The sequence below is a fragment of the uncultured Polaribacter sp. genome (assembly GCF_947500975.1).
Classification (GTDB): Bacteria; Bacteroidota; Bacteroidia; order Flavobacteriales; family Flavobacteriaceae; genus Polaribacter.
Window position 1 is genome coordinate 86,979 of sequence record NZ_CANMUE010000006.1, and the last position, 22,200, is coordinate 109,178.

Annotated in this window: 18 protein-coding genes; 12 read left to right on the plus strand and 6 right to left on the minus strand. The window is 27.8% G+C overall.

Features of this window, described 5'->3' with window-relative positions; translation table 11 throughout:
• Positions 1–62: 62 nt before the first annotated feature.
• The 4 genes from Q0733_RS08215 (at position 63) to Q0733_RS08230 (ending at position 4,014) form a co-directional block, all read left to right on the plus strand.
• Positions 63–824: an exodeoxyribonuclease III gene (locus tag Q0733_RS08215; RefSeq protein ID WP_298781169.1), complete on the plus strand. Its 762-nt coding sequence runs from the start codon at positions 63–65 to the stop codon at positions 822–824.
• A gap of 5 nt (positions 825–829) precedes the next feature.
• A complete protein-coding gene (locus tag Q0733_RS08220) occupies positions 830–2,359 on the plus strand; it encodes a lytic transglycosylase domain-containing protein (RefSeq protein WP_298781170.1) in 1,530 nt (509 codons plus the stop codon).
• Between the two features lie 4 nt (positions 2,360–2,363).
• Positions 2,364–3,347, plus strand: a complete 984-nt coding sequence (locus Q0733_RS08225) for a DUF4837 family protein (protein ID WP_298781173.1) — start codon at positions 2,364–2,366, stop codon at positions 3,345–3,347.
• A gap of 166 nt (positions 3,348–3,513) precedes the next feature.
• The gene (locus tag Q0733_RS08230; protein ID WP_298781176.1) at positions 3,514–4,014 is read left to right on the plus strand and encodes a DUF1761 domain-containing protein; all 501 of its coding nucleotides are present in this window, start codon (positions 3,514–3,516) and stop codon (positions 4,012–4,014) included.
• Positions 4,015–4,081: 67 nt separating this feature from the next.
• Here the strand turns inward: Q0733_RS08230 and trpS are convergent, their stop codons facing one another.
• Positions 4,082–5,050 (minus strand): tryptophan--tRNA ligase, encoded by a 969-nt coding sequence (gene trpS / locus Q0733_RS08235; RefSeq protein WP_298781178.1) that lies wholly within the window; start codon positions 5,048–5,050, stop codon positions 4,082–4,084.
• A gap of 250 nt (positions 5,051–5,300) precedes the next feature.
• Between trpS and Q0733_RS08240 the strand changes: the two genes are divergently transcribed.
• A complete protein-coding gene (locus Q0733_RS08240; protein WP_298781180.1) occupies positions 5,301–6,014 on the plus strand; it encodes a 1-acyl-sn-glycerol-3-phosphate acyltransferase in 714 nt (237 codons plus the stop codon).
• Entirely contained in the window at positions 5,986–6,624 is a 639-nt protein-coding gene (locus Q0733_RS08245; protein WP_298781183.1) for a hemolysin III family protein, read from the plus strand. Before Q0733_RS08240 ends, Q0733_RS08245 begins: the two co-directional genes overlap by 29 nt.
• 2 nt (positions 6,625–6,626) lie before the next feature.
• Here the strand turns inward: Q0733_RS08245 and Q0733_RS08250 are convergent, their stop codons facing one another.
• Positions 6,627–7,097, minus strand: a complete 471-nt coding sequence (locus tag Q0733_RS08250; RefSeq protein ID WP_298781186.1) for a CYTH domain-containing protein — start codon at positions 7,095–7,097, stop codon at positions 6,627–6,629.
• Positions 7,098–7,183: 86 nt separating this feature from the next.
• Between Q0733_RS08250 and Q0733_RS08255 the strand changes: the two genes are divergently transcribed.
• Genes Q0733_RS08255 through Q0733_RS08265 form a run of 3 tightly spaced genes read left to right on the plus strand, consistent with a single transcriptional unit; the run spans position 7,184 to position 12,716 of the window.
• On the plus strand, positions 7,184–9,514 hold the full coding sequence (locus Q0733_RS08255; RefSeq protein ID WP_298781187.1) for a T9SS type A sorting domain-containing protein: 2,331 nt from the start codon (positions 7,184–7,186) through the stop codon (positions 9,512–9,514).
• A complete protein-coding gene (recO, locus tag Q0733_RS08260) occupies positions 9,514–10,236 on the plus strand; it encodes a DNA repair protein RecO (protein ID WP_298781190.1) in 723 nt (240 codons plus the stop codon). The genes Q0733_RS08255 and recO overlap by 1 nt, the downstream gene beginning before the upstream one ends.
• Positions 10,236–12,716: a TonB-dependent siderophore receptor gene (locus Q0733_RS08265; protein WP_298781192.1), complete on the plus strand. Its 2,481-nt coding sequence runs from the start codon at positions 10,236–10,238 to the stop codon at positions 12,714–12,716. The genes recO and Q0733_RS08265 overlap by 1 nt, the downstream gene beginning before the upstream one ends.
• Before the next feature lie 148 nt (positions 12,717–12,864).
• Here the strand turns inward: Q0733_RS08265 and Q0733_RS08270 are convergent, their stop codons facing one another.
• The 4 genes from Q0733_RS08270 to Q0733_RS08285 are packed head-to-tail and all read right to left on the minus strand — an operon-like array spanning position 12,865 to position 16,201.
• On the minus strand, positions 12,865–13,212 hold the full coding sequence (locus Q0733_RS08270; RefSeq protein ID WP_298781195.1) for an SdpI family protein: 348 nt from the start codon (positions 13,210–13,212) through the stop codon (positions 12,865–12,867).
• 45 nt (positions 13,213–13,257) lie between these two features.
• Entirely contained in the window at positions 13,258–14,121 is an 864-nt protein-coding gene (locus Q0733_RS08275; protein WP_298781198.1) for an acyl-CoA thioesterase II, read from the minus strand.
• A gap of 6 nt (positions 14,122–14,127) precedes the next feature.
• Positions 14,128–15,306 carry a peptidogalycan biosysnthesis protein gene (locus tag Q0733_RS08280; protein WP_298781200.1) on the minus strand — a complete coding sequence of 393 codons (1,179 nt, stop codon included), beginning with the start codon at positions 15,304–15,306 and terminating at the stop codon, positions 14,128–14,130.
• 1 nt (position 15,307) lies between these two features.
• Complete coding sequence (locus Q0733_RS08285) at positions 15,308–16,201, minus strand: metallophosphoesterase family protein (protein WP_298781202.1); 894 nt, start codon at positions 16,199–16,201, stop codon at positions 15,308–15,310.
• 293 nt (positions 16,202–16,494) lie between these two features.
• On the opposite strand from Q0733_RS08285, the gene Q0733_RS08290 reads away from it, so the two are divergent.
• Genes Q0733_RS08290 through Q0733_RS08300 form a run of 3 tightly spaced genes read left to right on the plus strand, consistent with a single transcriptional unit; the run spans position 16,495 to position 22,196 of the window.
• Positions 16,495–17,610, plus strand: coding sequence for an HlyD family efflux transporter periplasmic adaptor subunit (locus tag Q0733_RS08290; protein WP_298781204.1), 1,116 nt, complete (start codon positions 16,495–16,497; stop codon positions 17,608–17,610).
• 4 nt (positions 17,611–17,614) lie between these two features.
• Entirely contained in the window at positions 17,615–20,881 is a 3,267-nt protein-coding gene (locus Q0733_RS08295; RefSeq protein ID WP_298781206.1) for an efflux RND transporter permease subunit, read from the plus strand.
• A complete protein-coding gene (locus Q0733_RS08300) occupies positions 20,874–22,196 on the plus strand; it encodes a TolC family protein (RefSeq protein WP_367276301.1) in 1,323 nt (440 codons plus the stop codon). Before Q0733_RS08295 ends, Q0733_RS08300 begins: the two co-directional genes overlap by 8 nt.
• Positions 22,197–22,200 lie beyond the last annotated feature (4 nt).

Here is a 22,200-nt window from a genome sequence, read left to right on the forward strand (position 1 = left end):
AAAAAATAAATAATTAAAACAAGTGTGTTTTTTCCCTTTTGGGAAATTAAAAGGAGGCTTTTATGAAAATAATATCTTACAATGTAAACGGAATTAGAGCAGCAATTAAAAAAGGATTTATTGATTGGTTAAAAGCTGCAAATCCTGATGTAATTTGCATACAAGAAACCAAAGCACATAAAGAGCAATTAGATGTTAAAGAGTTTGAAAATGCTGGTTATCTTCATCATTATTGGTTTTCTGCACAAAAAAAAGGATATTCTTCAGTAGCTATTTTTTGTAAAGAAAAACCAAATCATATAGAGTACGGAACTGGAATTGAAACTATGGATTTTGAAGGTAGAAATCTTCGTGTAGATTTTGATGAAGTTTCTATTATGAGTTTATATCTTCCTTCAGGAACAAATATGGATAGATTAACTTTTAAGCTTAATTATATGGATGAATTTCAAGAATACATTAATAATTTAAGGCAAGAAATTCCTAATTTGGTTATCTGTGGAGATTACAATATCTGTCATGAAGAAATTGATATTCATAATCCAAAAATGAAAGGGGTTTCTGGGTTTTTACCTGAAGAAAGAACTTGGTTAGGAAACTTCATCAATAGTGGTTTTATAGATAGTTTTCGTTACTTAAATCAAGAAAAACAAGAATTTTCTTGGTGGAGTTATAGGGCAAATTCCAGAGCAAATAATAAAGGTTGGCGTTTAGATTATGCAATGGTTTCTGAACCATTAAAAGAAAAAATTGCTAGAGCCTATATTTTACCAGAAGCCAAACATTCAGACCATTGTCCAATTGCTGTAGAATTAGATATATAGTTTATATGAACAAACTTTTAATCTTCTTATTTTTTAGTATTTCTATTTTTTCTCAAGAAAAAAAAGATAGTATTTTAATTGTAAAAAAAGATACTTTTTTTATTGCTAAAGATTCAATTAAAATTATAAAACAAGAAGATTTTTTTTCTGATCATGATTTAAAAACTATTGATAGCTTATTAGTTGATGAAAAATTTAATTCATCCTTATTAGATACTTTAGAATATGTGATTGCCGATAAAGATATTATAGGTAATACAACTTCAGTTTTAACATCGGCTTTATTAAAAGAAAGATTGGCAACTTTAAATGCTAGAACTCCATTTCAGTTAGATTATAACCCTGCGTTAGAAAAAGTTATCAATAGTTACTTATTATATCGTAAAAGACATTACCCAGCATTAATGGGAAAAGCAAAGTACTATTTTCCAATGTTTGAGCAATATTTAGATCAGTTTGATATTCCTTTGGAAATGAAATATTTGGCAATTGTAGAATCAGCATTAAGACCTCAAATAAAATCGAGAGTTGGTGCAACAGGTTTGTGGCAATTTATGTACGGAACAGGAATTCAGTTTGGTTTAAAAGTAAATTCTTACGTAGATGAACGTCAAGATCCTGTAAAAGCAACTATTGCTGCATGTGAATATTTGAGTCAGTTATATAAGATTTTTGGCGATTGGGATTTAGCATTAGCAGCTTATAACTCTGGACCAGGAAATGTAACAAAAGCTATAAAACGTTCTGGAGGATATAAAAATTATTGGAATATAAGACCATTTTTACCAAGAGAAACAGCTGGTTATTTACCAGCTTTTTATGCAACTATGTATATTTTTGAATATGCAAAAGAGCATAATATATATCCAGAAATTCCTAAAATTTTTAATTTTGATACAGACACGATACAAGTAAAAAGAACCATTAGTTTTGATCAAATTTCAGAAAAAATAGATGTAAATCAAGAAATGTTATCTTTTTTAAATCCTGCTTATAAGTTGGATGTTATTCCTTTTTTAAAGGATAAAAGATATGCGGTTCGTTTACCTAAAAATAAAATTGTAGAATTTTTAGATAAAGAACAAGAAATTTATGATTTGGCTGCTGCAGATGAAGCAAGCGGAGAAAAACCTTTACCTCAGTATTTTGAAATGGATAAACAAATTCGTTACAAAGTAAAAAGTGGAGATTTTTTAGGGAAAATAGCAAATAAATTTGGTGTAAGAGTTAGCAATTTAAAACGTTGGAATGGTTTAAAAAGTAGTCGTTTAAAAATAGGACAAAGGCTTTCTATTTATCCAAAAAAAATACCGTTTTCAGTTAGTAAATCACCAAAAAAAGAAAACAATATTTCAGCTAAAATTGTAACTCCAAAAGGAGATTATAAAACATATATTGTAAAAGAAGGAGATTCACTTTGGACTATTGCTAGAAAATTTAATAATGTTTCTGTTGATGAAATTAAGAAATGGAACAATATTTGGAGTGTTAAAAGTTTAAAGCTTGGAACTAAACTTAAAATCTATAAAAACTAAACCCATGAAACAAATATTTTTAATTGGATTAATTACTATTCTTTTGACCTCTTGCGTTGGAAATGATAAATTTATTTTAAAAGATTCTATTGGTAAAATAAACAAAGTAATGGTGGTTACTAAAGCTAGTGATTGGACAGGTGATGTTGGTAAAGAAATAAGAAATTCTTTTGGAGAATTACAAGTAGGTTTGCCACAACCAGAACCAATTTTATCTGTTTCTCAAGTTGCACCAAATGGATTTAGTTCTATGATGAAAGCTAGCAGAAATATTTTGGTAGTTACTGAAGGAGAAAAATCTAATTTTTCAATTAAAAAAAATCAATATGCACAGCCTCAAACCATTGTTTACGTTCAAGCTAAGAATGATGAAGCTATTATAAAAATGCTACAAAAAAATAAAGAAAAAATAAAAAAAATATTTTTAGAATCTGATGTAAAGTTTACACAAAGCATTTTTGAAAAAACTAAACTTGATGACACACAATATAAAACGTTACAAAACTTAGGAATCTCATTAACCATTCATGATAAATTTAAAACAGTAGATGATACAGGTGAGTTTTTATGGTTACGTCATCATTTAACAAGCGGAATTGCAAAAACTGGTAGCAACAATATTCTGGTATATTCTGTTCCTTTAGTTGATGAAACTAAAGTTGCAGATAGTATTATTTCTGTTAGAAATAGAATTGGTAAAAAATATATTCCGGGTTCTAAACCAGAAACAATGTATATGATTACAGAAGAAGCCTATACTCCGTATACTTTTGATGCAAAAATTGATGGAAAAAAAGCGTATGAAACTCGTGGAAAATGGGAAGTTAAAAATGATTTTATGGCTGGGCCATTTTTAAATTATACAATTATCGATAAAAAAAATAACAGACTTGTTGTTTTTGAAGGCTTCACTTATGCACCTTCTGTTAGTAAAAGAGCTTTTGTTTTTGAATTAGAAGCAATTGCAAAATCTATAAAAATAAAATAGAAAAGGTTATTTATAAGTGATTTTTACACTTGCTAAAAATGCTTTTTTTGATATTTAAAAATAATTTTTGTGTTAAATTAATGCTGTAAATTTCTCTTCTTGATGATAAAAATGTATTAAGAACATATTCCTTATATTTGGTATTTAACCAAAAATCTTATTTATCATGGAAATGAATTTTTACATCTTTTTTTTAGCGGCTTTAGTTCCGTTAGTAATTGGCTTTGTTTGGTATGGTCCATTATTTGGAAATGCTTGGATGAAAGAAATGGGTTTTACTAAAGAATCTTTAGCAGGCCAAAACATGGCTTTAACTTTTATGTTAAGTTATATTTTTAGCTTATTTATAGCATTATTTTTATTGCCAGCAACCATTCATCAAATGGGGGTTTATAGTACTTTAGCTGAAGAACCAGGCTTTACTGAAAGTGCAGGTGATGCATTTACTTACTTTCAAAATTTTATTGCAAATTATGGTGATCGTTTTAGAACTTTTAAGCATGGAGCATTTCATGGAATTTTATCTGGAGTATTTTTAGCATTACCAATTTTATCAATAATTGCAATGTTTGAAAGAAAAAGTGTAAAATATGTGGCTATAAATACTGGTTACTGGATTGTAACTTTAGCAATTATGGGAGGTTTAATATGTCAATTTGGAATGTAAAATCTTAACTTTAAATATAAAAACCACGCTATAAGCGTGGTTTTTATATTTAAAAGTTTTTTGTTATTTAATAACCAATTTTATCTCTTACACGTTTTAAAACATCATTGGCAATTAAACTCGCTTTTTCTGCTCCAATTTTTAAAGCGTCATCAATTTCATGTTTGTTTTCCATAAAGTGATTATAGCGCTCTCTAACAGTTGCAAATTTTGTTATAATTAATTCGTAGAGTGCTTGTTTTGCATGTCCATAACCATAATTTCCACCTAAATAATTAGCTCTCATTTCTTCAATTTCTGCATCTGATGCTAATAATTTATACAAAGCAAAAACAGGATCAGTATCTGGATTTTTAGGTTCTTCTAAACCTTTACTATCTGTTTTAATACCCATTATTTGTTTGCGTAGTTTTTTATCTGCTAAAAAAATATTGATAATATTATTTCTAGATTTACTCATTTTTTCGCCATCAGTACCAGGAACTAACTTTGTATGCTCTTGTATTTTTGCTTGAGGTAAAATTAAAGTTTCTCCAATAACATTATTTAATCTACTGGCAACATCCCTGGTCATTTCTAAATGTTGTAACTGATCTTTACCAACAGGAACAATTTCTGCATCATATATTAAAATATCTGCAGCCATTAACATAGGGTAAGTAAATAGTCCAGAATTTACGTCTGCTAATCTATCAGCTTTGTCCTTAAAACTATGAGCTAATGTTAAACGTTGATAAGGAAAAAAGCAGCTTAAATACCAAGATAGTTCAGTAACTTGAGGTATATCACTTTGTCTATAAAATACAGTTTTATTAATATCTAAACCACAGGCTAACCAAGTTGCTGCTGTACTATATGTATTTTCTCTTAATTGATTTCCATCTTTAATTTGGGTTAAAGAATGCATGTCTGCAATAAATAAAAAAGCATCATTTTTTGGGTCATTTGCCATTTTTATTGCTGGTAAAATTGCTCCCAATAAATTTCCTAAATGTGGTGTACCTGTACTTTGTACTCCTGTTAAAACTCTAGACATTAAATATTTTTTATAAAGTTATAAGTAAGATTATAAAACCATCTTTAAAGGCAAAAATACGGTTTTAGATAACAAAATCTATGAAACAAAAGAATATTAGTACTTTTGCTATTGAATTGTTATTTTAATTATATGAGATAATTAATACATTCTTTTAACGTTAATAGATTCTGTGAAGTATATTAAAATTCCTTTTCTTATTATTTGGCGCATTTGGTTTCTTCTTTTGATTATTGTTACTGTAATAATAATGTCACCATTTTTAATAGTTTTAACAGCTAAAGAATCTTATTATCCAACTTTTTGGAAAATGATAAGAATTTGGGCTAAGATTCTTTTGTATGGAATGGGTTTTTGGTTAAAAGTTACAAATGATGAAGAGTTAGACAGAAATAAAAGTTACATGTTTTGCCCTAATCACGCATCATTAATGGATCCTTTTGTACTTATTATTTTAAGTAAAAACCCTATTGTTTTTGTTGGAAAACAAGAATTGGTTAAGATTCCTGTTTTTGGATTTTTCTACAAGAAAGTAGTTATTATGGTGGATAGAAATAATCCTGAAAGTAGAAAGCGTGTTTATGAAATGGCTAAGAAAAGATTACAAAATGGTACAAGTTTAGGTATTTTTCCTGAAGGATTAGTACCTACAGAAAATGTTGTTTTAGCGCCTTTTAAAAACGGAGCATTTAGTTTGGCTATAGAGCATGAAATGCCAATTGTACCACAAGTGTATTATGACTGTAAACGCCTTTTTTCTTGGGATATTTTTAAAGGAAGTCCTGGTGCTTTTCGAATTCACCAACATAAATTTATAGAAACAAAAGGAAAAAATCAAGAAGATTTACTGTATTTAAAAGAACAAACTTTTAACCTTATTTATACTGATTTATTGAATGATAAAAAGTATATGAAAGATACAAATAGACCTAATAATGACAGAGAAATTAAATCACCGATATAATGATAAGGAAGAGAGATTAAATATAATTTCTCATGGTTTTGGATTGGTCTTAAGTATAATAGCTTTTCCTTTTTTACTTATAAAATCGTTAGATTTTGAAGGATTTTGGAAACCTCTAAGTTTTGTTATTTACGGTTTAAGTTTAATAATTTTATATGCAGCTTCTACATTTTATCACGCGGCAAAAAATCCAAAGAAAAGAAGACAATTAAACATTTTTGATCATGCAGCAATTTATGTTTTAATTGCTGGAGGTTATTCGCCTTTTTGTTTAGTAGCTCTAGATTCTAATTTGGGTTGGTATATGTTTGTTTTTGTATGGTTTTTTGCACTTATAGGTGTTATCTTAAAACTTTTTTTTACAGGTAAATTTGATAAAATTTCTACAGCAATGTATTTATTAATGGGGTGGCAAGTAATGTTTTTTATAAAGCCATTAATGAATAGCCTATCAATAGAAAATTTTCAGCTTTTGGTTGCTGGTGGAGTTTTTTATACAATAGGGGCTATTTTATATTCAATAAGAAAAATGCCATACAATCATGCAATTTTTCATGTATTTGTATTGTTGGGTAGTTTAAGTCATTTTATAGCAATTTATAATCTTTAAAACTACCAATTTTTATAAGGATTTTTACTGATGCTAGAGTTGTAATAATTAACATTTCCGGTTACTTCTTTTGATAACCAAGTAGGTTTTTGATAAACCTCTTTTTCATTGTTTAATTCAATTTCCGCAACAATTAAACCTTTATTATCGCCAAAAAACTCATCAACTTCAAAGATGTGTTTATCACATTTTATATAATATCTAATTTTTTCTACAATTGAGTTTTCACATAATAAAAGTAAATTTTCAGCTTCTTTTTTGTCTATTTCTTTTTCCCATTCAAAACGAGTTGTTCCACTTTTGTTAGATTTTCCTTTTATGGTCATAAAAGCTTTGTCATCAGCAATTCTTATTCTAACAGTTCTGTTTTTATCAGAATTTAAATATCCTTGTTTCAACTCTTTTTTTTGGTACGCTTCTTTTTTAAAATCGTTATTTTTTACCAAAAATTTTCTTTCTATTTCTAAGCTCATAAAAATCCATTCAATTTTGTACTAATATACTTGTTTTTAACGTTAGTTTATAATAATTAAATATCTTTGATATTCGATATAATATTATGAAAAATTTTCTTTTTCTGTTGCTTTTTTCTTTTTCATTAAATCTATTTTCTCAAATAGATTATAGTGATTCTTGGGAAGATTTTTATTCTTATAATAATGTAAAAGATTTTATAAAAGTTGATGATATTATTTATGCTTTAGTAGATAACGCAATTTTTACCTATGACGAATCAACAGACGAAATTGAAAAATTTTCTTCTATTCAAGGTTTATCTGGCAAAACAACATCATCAATTTTTTACAGTAAAACTTATAAAAGATTAGTTATTGGGTATGAAAATGGTTTGATTGAAGTTATAGATGAAAATAAATCAATTACAATTTCTTCTGATATTACAAATTTTAATGAATCTAGTAGTAAAAGTATTAATCATATTTCTGAATTTGGTAATAAACTATACTTGTCAACACCGTTTGCCATTGTTGAGTATGATATAGAAAATTTAGAGTTTGGTGATACTTTTTTTATAGGAAACGGCTCAACTTCTATTAATATTAATCAAACCATAATTATTGATGATATTATTTACGCACTTACTGAGGATGGTATTTTTAAAGCAGATGTAAATAGTAATTTATTAATAGATTTTAATAACTGGGAGCAGCTATTTTTGAATAGAAATTTTAATCATATTTCTAATTTTAATAATACTATTTATGTTTCTGAAGGAAGTAATTTATTTCAACTCTCAGGAGTTAATCTAACGCAAGCAAAAAGTTTTTCTGAAGAAATAAAAAGCTTAAAATCATCAAATACAACACTAACAATTACATTAAATAAAACTGTTATTGTTTTAAACACTACTTTAAATCAAATTTTTGAATTTAATTCAACCCAAGAATTTGATTACACATTAACAACAGCTTTTTTTGAGAATGATGCTATTTTTTTAGCAACTCAAGAGTTTGGAATTTTAAATTCTACTTCCAATCAATTAAACTCATATATTGAAATTCATCCAGAAGGACCAATGTCTAATGATATTTTTTCTATTGACGTAAAGGATAATAATCTTTGGGTGGTTTATGGAGGATATGATAATACCTACACGTCTATTTTTAAACAACAAGGTTTCAGCCATTTTAATGGAGAAGGTTGGATAAATACACAGTTTGATCCAGATTTTCCGGTGATTGATTTAAACTACATTTCTATAGACCCAAATCATGAAAACAGAGTGTATATAAGTTCTTTTGGAGATACAGGTTCTATAAATAGTGTTTCAACAGGCGGTTTGTTAGTAGTAGAAGATGATAATATATTAACATTTTACAATCATTTAAATAGTGGTTTAGAAGATTTAGTACCTGATCAACCAAATAGAGTAACACTTAGAATTAGTGGTTCTATATTTGATAGTCAAGGAAATTTATGGGTTTCAAATATTAGTGATAATAACGAATTAAAAAAGTTATCTCCTTCAGGAGATTGGAGTAGCTATAATTTATCTTCTTTAAAAACGGCTTCGGATAAATATGGTTTAAGTGAAATTGCAATTGATAAAAGCAATACAGTTTGGATGGGTACTAGAAGAAATGGAGTTTATGCTTATAATGAAAATGGAGATAGGAAAAGAGCTTTAACTACAACAGTAAATTTAGGAGGTTTGCCAGATACAGATGTAAAAACTGTTGCTGTAGATGGTAGTAATAGAGTTTGGTTAGGAACAAGAGTTGGTATGGTGGTTTATAGAAATGCCTCTGGAGTTTTTGATGCAGAAGTTTTAAATGCTGAACCAATAATTATTGAAGAAAATGGAGTAGGAGAACGCTTATTAGGCGATCAAAATATTAATAGTATTGTTGTTGATGGTGCAGATAATAAATGGTTTGGTACTGATAATGGTGGTGTTTTATACACAAATCCTTCCGGTCAAGAAACTCTAGCAAATTTTAGTAATGAAAATTCGCCATTACCATCTAACAGAGTTTTAAAAATTAGGGTAGATGATATAAATGGTAAAGTTTACTTTGCTACAGAAAATGGGATTGTAGCTTACAATAGCAATGTTGCTCCTTTTGGTAATGTTTTGGGTGATGTTTATGCGTATCCAAATCCAGTCTTAAAAAATCATGAAACAGTTACTATTGATGGTAGAAATGAGACACATTTACCTGAAGGAACAAATGTAAAAATTTTAGATGTTGCTGGTAATTTAGTTTACGAAACCAATGTTGTTGAAGGGCAAGAAACACAAGGAGGTAAAGTTGTTTGGAATAAAAGAAACTTAGCAGGTAATAAAGTTGCTTCAGGGATTTATATTGTTCTTTTATCTTATAATGATGGTTCAGAAACTACATTTACTAAAATTGCAATTGTAAATTAATGCCAATTGTAACTACAAAAGCAATCGTTTTAAGTTCACTAAAATATAGTGATACTAGTTTAATTGTAAAATGTTACACAGAGCTAGAAGGTTTAAAGTCTTATTTAATAAGAGGAATTTTAAAGTCTAAAAAAGGAGGTTTAAAAATTGCACATTTTCAACCTTTAACTCAACTGATTCTTATTGCAAATCACAACTCTAAAAATACGTTAAATTCAATTAAAGAGGTACAAGTTGTACATCCTTATATAACTATACATACGGATATTGTTAAACAATCGGTAGTGTTATTTTTATCAGAAATTTTATCAAATTCGATACAAGAAGAAGAACAAAATTTTGAACTTTATAAATATATTGAAACCGCTTTTATTTGGTTAGATGTACATGATAAAATTGCTAATTTTCACCTACTTTTTTTATTAAATTTAACCCACTTTTTAGGCTTTTATCCAGATGTTTCTGAAAAACAAAAAATAGGGTTTAATTTATTAGAGGGTAATTTTTCTGATCAAATAAGTGATAAAAATGTAATTTTTAAAAATGATTTTCATCAATTTAAAAAGCTATTAGGCATAAATTTTGATACAATAGAAAAAGTATCTTTTAGTAAAAAAGAAAGACAGGTAGTTTTACAATTAATAATTCAGTATTTTAAGTTACATTTGGGCAGTTTTAGAGATCCAAAATCATTACAAATTTTAGAAACCATTTTTAATTGATGATGAAATATATTGTTTTTACATTTTTGTTTTTATTTTCTGGAGTAATTTTTGCCCAAAAAATTAAAATTCTAGATAAACAAACTGGTAAAAAAGTTAACAATGTTACAATCTATAATCAGGCTAAAACAATTAGTTTAACAACTAAAAATGGTTTAGCAGATGTAACAGCATTTAATAAAAATGATGTTGTAATTTTTTCTCATTTATCATACGCAACACTCAGAATAAAAAAATCTACTCTTCAAAAAAGAAAGTTTACTATTTATCTTACTAAACAATCTGAAGAGTTAGACGAAGTTGTAATTTCATCCTTTAAAAAAGACGAAAAATCAAGTAGAATAGCCGAGCAAATTGCAATTTTAAGTTCAAAAGAGATTCAAAGAATTTCTCCTCAAACATCTGCTGATTTGTTAGCAGCTATTCCTGGTATTAAAGTTCAAAAATCTCAATTTGGAGGAGGAAGTCCAGTTTTAAGAGGAATGGAATCTAACAGAGTTTTGTTAGTGGTTGATGGGGTTAGAATGAATAATGCAATTTATAGGAAAGGCCATTTACAAAGTTCTATTACTATTGCGCCAAATTTGTTAGATAAAACAGAAGTTATTTTTGGCCCATCATCGGTTACTTATGGTTCAGATGCTTTAGGAGGTGTAATTCATTATTATACCAAAACACCAAAACTATCTGAAGATAATGAAGTTAAAAGTCAAATTTTTTCTAGATATTCTACTGTAAATCAAGAAATAACTACAAATGTTTCTGTTGAATTAAGTTTTAAAAATTGGGCTTCATTTACAAGTGTTTCTTATTCTGATTTTGGAGAATTAAATGCAGGTAAAAACAGAAATCATGGTTTTAAAGATTGGGGAGAAGTTTTTTATTATTCAGAAAATGTAAAAGGAAATTATAATGAGAGTCCAACTCAAAATGCAGATCCTAATTTATTAAGAAATACAGGTTATAATCAAACAGATGTGTTACAAAAATTCTTTATTCCGATATCAGAAAAATCCGATTTAAAAATAAATTTACAATATTCAACATCATCAGATATTCAAAGGTTTGATAGATTAACCGAATTAAATGATATAACAGATACATCGTCATTAAAATTTGCAGAGTGGTTTTATGGTCCGCAAAAGAGGTTTTTAATTTCAACCCAACTCTTATTAAATCCTGATTCAAATTGGTTAGAAAATGGAACAATAACATTGGCTTATCAAAATATTAAAGAGAGTAGAATTCAAAGGAAATTTGGTAGCTTAGATCGTTCTTATAGAGAAGAAGCTGTTGATGTTTTTAGTTTAAATGGAGATTTTTCTGTGCCATTAACAACGGACAAAACTAGAGTTTTATCTTACGGTTTTGAGTTTGCTTATAATGATGTTACTTCAAACTCTTATGGAAAAACTTTAAATATAACAAATGGAGAAATAGATGGTTTTTCAAACGATTTTAAAGTACAATCTCGTTATCCGGATGGCGGAAGTAATTACTTAAGTTCTGCTGCTTATTTAGGTTATAGACAAGATGTAAATAGTAAAACTACTTTAAATTCGGGCATCAGATTTACAAATACACAACTCAATGCTAAATGGATTGATGAAACTTTTATTGTATTGCCAAATAATGATATTAGCGCTAACCATTCAGCAGTAACTGCAACTTTAGGCTACATTTTTAAACCTAACAAAAACTGGCAATTAAATGGTGTTTTATCTTCAGGGTTTCGTTCTCCAAACATAGATGATGTTGGTAGAGTTCGTGAAAAATCTGGCGATGTAACAGTGCCAAATATTGATGTAAAACCAGAGTTTGCATACAATGCTGAAATAGGAATTCAAAAATATTTTAATAATAGAAAATTCCGTTTAGCAGCAAACGTTTTTTATACGCTTTTAGATGATTATATTATAAGAGATAATTTTACCATTAACGGTAGTAATCAAGTAGAATTTGATGGTGAACTTGGCAATGTAGTTGCAAATCAAAATAGAGGAACAGCTTATGTTTCTGGATTTACTACAAGTTATTTAGGTAAGATTTCTAATATATGGAATACCTCTGGATTTATTACTTATACAAAAGGAAGAACCTATGATACTAATGAGCCAATGTCTTCAATCCCTCCATTATTTGGTCAATTTGAAATAAATTATAAAAATAATAAAATTGAGCTAGGAGCCGATTTTAGGTTTAATAGTAAAAAAGATATAGAAGATTTTAATTTTACTGAAGGTATTGATAATCATGATTTAACACCTGTTGTGGATGCAAATGCAACTATTGATGTTGATATGTATTATGGAACTCCAAGCTGGATGACTTTTGGTTTAAATGGAAGTTATTTAATAAACGACTATTTTTCAGTACAAGCTAGATTAAGTAATCTTTTTGATGAACATTATATTGAGTTTGCTTCTGGAGTTTCAGCTCCTGGTAGAAATTTATCTTTTTCTTTTGTAGCTAATTTTTAAAAATAATTACCCTTTAAAAATAAATCAATTAAAATCTAAAAAACAAGATTCTATTACTACAGACTTTTTGTTTCATAGCGTTTTAGATATTAGCGGAATAGAAAATTACATCTTTGAAAAAGACAAAAGCATTTTTAATTAGAATGTTTTATTTTTTCTTTTTTCCTTCATCAGTAAAGTTATCAGTTAAAGCTCTTTCCGTTTTAATAACAGAAACTAAAATAGAAAGCATTACTAAAATCATAGGTTCCCATGTTAATTCTTTGGCAGAAAAACTAGCTAATAATAAACCTGCAAGTAAAGAAAAACCACTATACATTAAAAAAGTTTGATTAAAAATAGTGTTGGCAAAATCCCAAATTTTTTGATTTAGCATTGCTTTATAGGTTCTATATCCATACAACTTATTAATTTTTTTTGGCGGAAATTTCCAAAAGATAATAGCTAATAAAAATAATATACCATTTGTAGTTAATACGTATGTAATGGGATTCATTTAATTTATTTTTTTAATTTTTTTGCTAATAATAATTATTAAAAACTATTTTTTTGGTCTCATTAAACCTTCTTGTGCAAAAGAAGCAACTAATTTGCCGTCTCTTGTAAAAATATTTCCTTTGGCTAAACCTCTTGCTCCATATGCATTTGGAGATTCTGCAGAAAAAAGCATCCAATCATTAAAATCAAATTCTCTAAAAAACCACATAGAATGATCTAAACTAGCCGTCATTGTATTTGCAAAACTATGTGTACTTGCATTAGGATTAAAAGCAGCATTAAGTACATTATAGTCAGAAATATAGGTTAAAATCTGATGTTTAGTTTTGATATCCATTTCAGGAATTTCACCTTTTAATTTAAACCAAATATCTTCTGTTGCGGGTAAGTTTTTTTTCTCTAAAGGATTAGGAATTCTAATAGGTTTAAAGTCTATTGGGCGTTCAATACTTAAAAAATATTTTAAAGATTTAGGTAAAAAAGCACCAAATTTACCAAACATATCTTCCCAACTTAAGAGTTCTTCTGGTTGTTTTAAATCAATTTTCATTTTTTGCTGATGCTCAAAACCCTCCTCTTTTTTATGAAAAGAAGCTGCTAAAATAAAAATAGTTTTTCCATTTTGAGTAGCTGTAACTCTTCTGGTAGAAAAACTACCACCGTTTCTCATCTCATCAACAAGAAAATCAATAGGTATTGTTAAATCTCCTGCTTCTAAAAAATAGGAATGTAAAGAGTGTATAAAACGATTTTCTTGCACAGTTCTATAGGCGGCATTAACAGCTTGCGCTAAAACCTGCCCCCCAAAAACATTAGGGCTCCCAATAGTTACACTATTACCTCTATAGTTGTTTTCTCCTGTAGAATTTAAATTTAATAAATCAATTAATTCTTTAGCTGTTTTCATAAATTTTTAGTTTTTAAAAGGGGATTTCTCTTGAAATGGTGTGGGTTGTATTCGTTGCAAAAATAACTTTAATATTCTGTTTGTAATACTTTTTTTATGACGAACATACATTGTTAAATCTTGAGCTTTTGCACCAACAGAACTTTTAATTTCACTTGCTGTTCTTCCAAAGTTAATAGTAGAAAGATTTTTATTTATAGCAATTTCTACATAATCATATAACATTCTTTGATAAATTGCATACTCTCTATTTAATTGATAATCAATACCTACAAAATGTGCATCTAAAGAATTTTGGTTGATGATGCCAGATATAAAGCCAACTATTTTATTTTGAAGCCAGTAGGTTTTTAAAATATAGTTTTCTCCAAATTTTTCTTTTAGATCTAAATATGTTTCTAAATTAAAATCACCTAAGTTAAAATCTGCATTAGAAGAAACTTTTTTGTACAAAGCAGTCATTTTGGGCAGCTGATCTTGAATATTAATTGTTGTAACGTTTTCAATTTTAATTTCAGCACTTAATTGCAATGCTTTTTTAGCTTTTACTCTAAATTTGGTTTTCATAGAAGCTAAATAATCATCAAAAGTTTGCCAGTTTTCAAACAAATCAAACTTCATGTTTGGTTCTACTAAAAACGGATGATAATTGTAATCTTTTAATTCATCAGTAATAAAAAGTGATTCGTTTATAAAGTCTTTTAGTAAAAAAGCGTCAATTTCTTTTTTTAATTTTTTATCAGAATTCACAAAATGTAAAATTGCTTTTGCTAACTCTTTAATGATAACTTTTTTATTTTGATTTTTTTTAATGAAAATACCATGTTCTCCACTAATAAAAGTGTTTCCAGAAATTAATATTTTTAAAGGTTTTTTATTAGGGAGTATGTGCAGTTTTCTTCCAATATTTTTAACCTTTCTTAATAAAATTTCTAAATCGTTTTTAATTGCATCTATATGAAAATCTACTATTTGAATAGATGAAAACGCAATTGGATTTTGATTTTTGTCAATTAAAACAATATATGAAAATGTAATTTTTGGGTGATTTTTTTCAACCGATTTTAAAAAATTTCGATTAAAATAGATGTTGTTTTCGCAAGCAAGGCTTTGCCATACTTTATCATTAATATCATCTACAGAAGAATAGAATAGTGCGTTATTTGTGTTTGAACAAAAAATCAAATTAGTTTATATAATGGGTTAAATTTTCTGGGCCTTCAAGTATTGTTTTTTTAATTTGCATAGTACCGTTTTGAGTGGTTGCTATGTGCCATTTTATCAAACAAATTTTGTTGTTTTCAATCTCAATTCCAGTAATGGCTCTTGGATGTACGCAACTACCATCATTAAAAAGAGGAATTTCATTTTTGGCCGGAAAACTTGGTCTGTGTGTATGGCCAGTTATCATCATTTGATTATTATTTTTTTCAATCCAATTTTCTAATCTTTTTTCAACTTTTATACGTTCTTTAAAATTTTGTGCTGGACTTGTTGGGTCTGAAAACCCAATTATTTGTAAAGGTTTCCATAGTGTTTTTACTAAAAAGCTACTTAATCTCCATAAAACATAGTTAAACCAATCGGCTTGATGCCCGTGTAATAAAAATATTTTTTTACCTGCATTTTCATCTTCTAAAACAATTGCTTCATTAAATTTAACTCCAACTAAAAGTTCTTTTTTAGAATTTGATACTGAGTCGTAATAGTAGTGTAAATTCTTACGAATTGTTTTAGGGTTTTTATATTTCATGTCATGATTTCCCCAAATGAAATGCAATCTACCTTTGTCATGAAATTTTTTAAACCAGAGATAAACATGCTTATTGGCTTTAAAAATTTTTGAAAAATTTCTGTTTTCCCACAACTCATCACCATCACCTAACTCTATATACGTGAAATCGTTTTTATAATAGTGCTCTAAAGCATATTTAAAAATATTTCTATTATGAGCAAAATCATCAGCAAAACCATTATCTCCTCTGTGGGTATCACTAAATAACACGAATTTAGAATCTTTATTGAAACAAATTCTTTTAGCATTATTAAAAGCCCGAGAAATTCTAAAATTTGAAGACATTATATCAATATAAGCTATAAAGATGCATAAAAAAAGCGAGGTTTTAAAACCCCGCTTTTGTAAAATATAATAAAGAGTTCTTATAAAGAATATTGAAATCTCATAGTAATTGTTTTTTTTAATTTGAATAATAGCAACAAAGTTAATAGGATATAGTTTATTAAAATAATTATAACATTTCTTTAACATTTACTGTATTAAACTTTAGATGATAGCTGAAGTCTAAAAAAGTATCTTTGTGATAACTATTAAAATCTTTCTTTTAACCATTAAGAAAGTTCAACCAACTAATTATGAGAAAAATAATTCTAGCCGTTCTTGGTGTTTTAACCGTTGTGGGTGCTATTTTATTAGGAAACTATATAGTAAGTAATAATAAAAGACCTAAACCTAAATTTAAAAAACAGATAAAAACTGTTTTTGTTAAGCATGTTAAAAATCAAAATATTCCTATTGTATTAACAGCAAGTGGTAACTTATCAGCAAAGAATAAAATTGATATTTTTTCTGAAGTTTCAGGTATTTTAAAAACTTCTAGAAAAGCATTCAAAGCTGGAACAAATTATTATAGAGGAGAAACATTATTAAGCATAAATAGCGATGAGTTTTATGCTAGTTTACAATCTCAGAAAAGTAATTTATATAATTTAATTACATCTATAATGCCAGATATTAGGTTAGATTATCCTAAAGAATTTAAAAAATGGCAAAGCTATTTAAATGGTTTTGATATTAATAAAAGCACTCCAAAATTACCTGCTTTTTCTACCGATAAAGAAAAATATTTTATATCAGGAAGGCAGATTATTACTACCTATTACAATGTTAAAAATTTAGAAGTTAGGTATTCTAAACATCAAATTAGAGCACCATTTTCTGGTATTTTAACAGAAGCATTAGTTTCTCCAGGAACTTTAGTTAGAGTTGGGCAAAAATTAGGTGAGTTTATAGATCCAAGTGTTTATGAAATGGAAGTTTCTGTAAATTCTGAATTTGCAGATTTATTAAAAGTGGGTAATTCTGTAGCACTTTCTAACTTAGAAAAATCTAAAAAATATACAGGAAAAGTAGTTCGTGTTAATGGTAAAGTAGACCAAGTTTCTCAAACGATAAAAGCTTTTATAGATGTTAAACATCCAGATTTAAAAGAAGGTATGTTTTTGGAAGCAGATTTAGTTGCAAAATCTGAAACTGATGCCATAGAAATTTCAAGAAAACTATTGGTATATAATAAAGCAGTTTACATTGTAAAACAAGATAGTATTTTAAGCCTTGTAAATGTTACGCCAGTTTATTTTGGTGATGAAAAAGTAGTTATAAAAGGATTAAATTCAAACGATCAAATTCTTACACAAACTTTACCAGGTGCTTTTGATGGAATGATTGTAAAAATCAATAAAAACAAGTAATTAGATGAAAAAGATAATTACTTATTTTATAAAATATCACGTTGCTGTAAATGTAATCGTTTTTGCTTTTTTTGTTTTTGGAATTCTTGGAGCTTTGAATATGAAATCTTCCTTTTTTCCATTGGTAGATTCTCAATTAATTAGAATTACTTTGGCTTATCCAGGAGCTTCTCCAGCTGAAATGGAAGAAGGTGTTGTATTAAAAATCGAAGATAATTTAAAAGGAATTGTTGGTGTAGAAAGAGTAACATCAGTTTCTCAAGAAAATTCAGCAAGCGTAAATATAGAGGTTGAAAAAGGAAAAAATATAGATATTGTTTTATCTGATGTAAAAAATGCTGTTGATAGAGTTCCTTCTTTCCCTTCAGGAATGGAACCCCCAGTAATTGCAAAAGTTGAAAGTGTGAGACCCACAATTAGCTTTACAATTAGTGGAGATAATGTTTCTTTAAAAGCTCTAAAACAATATGCAAGAAATGTAGAAAATGATATTAGAAGTATTGATGGAATATCACAAGTTGTTCTTTCTGGTTTTCCAGAAGAGGAAATTGAAATTGCGGTTCGTGAAAATGATTTAATAGCTTATAATTTATCGTTTACAGAAGTTGCAAATGCGGTTCAAAACTCCAATATTTTAATCACAGGAGGTAATATTAAAACGGCAGATGAAGATTATTTAATTCGTGCAAGTAATCGTTCTTATTATGGAATTGAATTACAAAATTTAATTGTTAGAACAGAAACAAACGGAAATATCATTCGCTTAAAAGACATTGCAGATTTACGAGATACTTGGTCAGAAAATCCAGATAGATTGTATTATAATGGTAATTTAGCCATAGATATTACTGTAAGCAATACCAATAATGAGGATTTAATTTCTTCTGCAGATAAAATTAAAGAATATATAGAAAAATACAATCAGCAACAGCAAAATGTACAATTAAGTATTACCAGTGATAGGAGTATTACCTTAAATGGAAGAACACAATTATTAATAGAAAATGGTGTTGTTGGTATTCTTTTAGTTTTGTTTTTTTTAGCACTCTTCTTAAATGTTCGTTTAGCAATTTGGGTGGCTTTTGGTTTGCCAGTTGCATTTTTAGGAATGTTCATTTTTGCAGCTCAATTTGGTGTTACCATTAATGTTTTATCATTGTTTGGAATGATTATCGTAATTGGTATTTTGGTTGATGATGGAATCGTAATTGGAGAAAATATTTATCATCATTATTACGATTTAGGAAAAACAAAAGTACAAGCTGCCATTGATGGAACTCTGGAAGTAATTCCTCCAATTGTATCCGCAATTCTAACTACCATAATTGCATTTTCTACCTTCTTTTTTGTAGATGGTAGAATAGGAAGTTTTTTTGGAGAAGTTTCTACAATTGTACTCTTAACTTTATCGGTTTCTTTAGTAGAAGCTTTAATTATTTTACCTGCTCATATTGCACATTCTAAAGCTTTAGAAAGAAAGAAGTTAGAAAATGGCGAGGTTAAAAAGATGAACAAGTTTGATACTTTTTTTACCAAAATAAATAAAGCAGCAGATAAATATTTAGGGAAGTTTAGAGACAATTATTACGTTCCATTTTTAAAATTTTCTTTAAATAATAAGATTTTTGTTTTTTGCCTTTTTATTGCAACATTATCTATTAGTTTTTCTGCATTAAATGGAGGTATTATTAAAAGTTCATTTTTTCCAAGAATTGCAAGTGATCGAGTTCAGATTACATTAAATATGCCACAAGGTACTAATGAAAAAATTACAGACTCTGTAATTTCTTTTATTGAGGAAAAAGTTTGGTTGGTAAATAAAGAATTTTCTGAAAAACAATCTGGAGATTTAGACATTGTAGAAAACGTAATTAAAAGAGTTGGGCCAGGAAGTGCAAATGCTACTTTGAGCGTAAATCTTTTACCTGGTGAAACTAGAGATTTTTCATCTCCAGAAATTACAAATGCTATTCAGAAATTAGTTGGTAAAGTGTATGGTGTAGAGAGTTTGGTTTTTGGTTCTGGAGGTAATTTTGGAGGAAGCCCTGTTGCAGTTTCTTTATTAGGAAATAATATAACAGAACTAAAAGCCGTAAAAGACGAATTAAAATTAACCTTAGAGAACAACCCTTTATTAAAAGATGTAACAGATAATGACCCTGCGGGTATTAAAGAAGTGCGCATTAAATTAAAAGACAATGCGTATTTGTTAGGCTTAAATTTACAGTCTATTATGTCTCAAGTTCGTTTTGGTTTTTTTGGTTTTCAAGCACAGCGTTTTCAAAGAGGTCAAGATGAGATTAAAGTTTGGGTACGTTATGACAAAAAAGACAGATCCTCTATTAAAGATTTAGATGATATGCGAATTGTTGCTCCAAATGGAACAAGAATTCCGTTTTCAGAAATTGCAAATTATACCATTGAAAGAGGGGATATTGCTATTAATCATTTAGAAGGAAAACGTGAAATTCAAATTACTGCAGATTTAAAAGATTTAGAAACGAGTGAAACAGAAATTCTAGATGATATTAAGACGAATATTATGCCTGAAATCTTATCTAAATATCCAACAGTTTCTCCTTTATATGAAGGGCAAAATAGAGAAGCAAAAAAAACCACTGATTCCGTAGGGCTTGTTGGTCCAATTATTTTATTGCTAATTTACATTGTAATTGCATTTACATTCCGTTCTTACAGTCAGCCAATTTTGTTAATTTTGTTGATACCTTTTAGTATGATTGGTGTTATTTGGGGGCATTATATTCATAATTTTTCAATCGGAATTTTATCTTTTTTAGGAATCATTGCTTTAATAGGAATTATGGTAAATGATGGTTTGGTTTTAATTGGTAAATTCAATAGTTATTTAAAAGAAGGTTTTAAATATGATGATGCTTTAATAAAAGCAGGTCAATCTCGTTTTAGAGCAATTTTCTTAACCTCTTTAACAACAGTTGCAGGTTTAGCGCCTTTAATTTTTGAAAAAAGTAGACAAGCACAATTTTTAATTCCTATGGCTATTTCTATAGCTTATGGTATTGCAATTGCTACACTTTTAACTTTGGTAATGTTACCAATGATGTTAGCAGCTTCTAATACTATGAAAGTAAAAATAAAATGGTTAAAAACAGGTAATAAAATTACCAAAGAAGAAGTTGAAAGAGCCATTATTGAAGCTAATTACGATGATGGAAGTAAAACTGAAAATATACCAAATAAAGAGGAACAAGAAAATTTAGGTTTAAATTATAAAAAAGATGAAAATGAATAAAAGAGTACTATTATTTCTTTTTTGTTTAGCAACTTTAAACATTTTTTCTCAAGAAATATTAACAAAGAAAGAAGCATTAAAAATTACTTTAGAAAACAACTTCGGAATTAAAATTGCTAATAACAATTTAAAAGTTGCTAAGAATAATAGCAGTATTTATAATAATGATTATTTACCAACTGTTTCGGTTTCTTCTGGTGCAAATTATAGTAAAAATAATCAAACTGTTACACCACAAACCGGTGACCCTGTGAGTACAAACGGAGCAATTACTAAATCTTATAATGCTTCTTTGAATTTAAATTATACAATTTTTGATGGCTTGGGTAGAAAATATAATTATCAACAGCTGAAAGAACAATATAATTTATCTGAATTACAAGCAAAAGAAACTATTGAGAATACTTATTTACAGTTGTTTACCGTATATTTTCAAATTGCAAGATTAACAGAAAATAAAACAAATTTAGCTCAAGCTCTCATTATTTCTAAAAGAAGATTAAAACGTGCAAGTTATCAATATGAGTATGGGCAAACAACTAGGTTAGAGCTGTTAAATGCTGAGGTTGATGTAAATAATGACAGTATTACTTATATAAACGCTAATCAGCAATTAAGAAATGCGAAACGTGATTTAAACTTTATTTTAGGTGTAAATAAAGATATTAATTATGTTGTTGAAACTAATGTTGATTTTAATAATATTATGAATTTTTCTGATCTTCAACAAAAAACAATGGCAAATAATTCGTTACTAAACCAACAAAAGAAAAACATTGTAATTAATGAGTTTAATCTTAAAATAAATAAGTCAAGTTATATACCTTCATTAGGTTTTAACTCTTCTTATGGCTGGAGTAAAAGTGATAATGAAAATTTAGCAAACCCTTTTTCGCCATTATCTGTTTCTTCAAACGGATTAAATGCGGGTTTAAGTTTGTCTTGGAATTTATTTGATGGTGGAAGTACAAAAACAAATATTGCAAATGCTAAAATTGCGTTCGAGAATCAACAAATATTATTAGATCAACAAAAAGAAACGATACATAATAGTTTAAAAAATACTTGGGATAATTATCAAAATCAATTATTTATTATAAAAGCACAAGAGAAAAATGTGATAACTACTGAAAACAATTTTAATAGGTCAGAAGAGCGTTATAAATTAGGTCAAGTTACCTCTATAGAATTTAGACAAGCACAAATAAATTTGATAAACGCAAAAACCGCTTTTAATAATGCTAAGTTTGATGCAAAATTAATTGAGTTACAATTATTGCAATTAAGTGGAGATATTTTAAATGTAAATTTTTAAATTG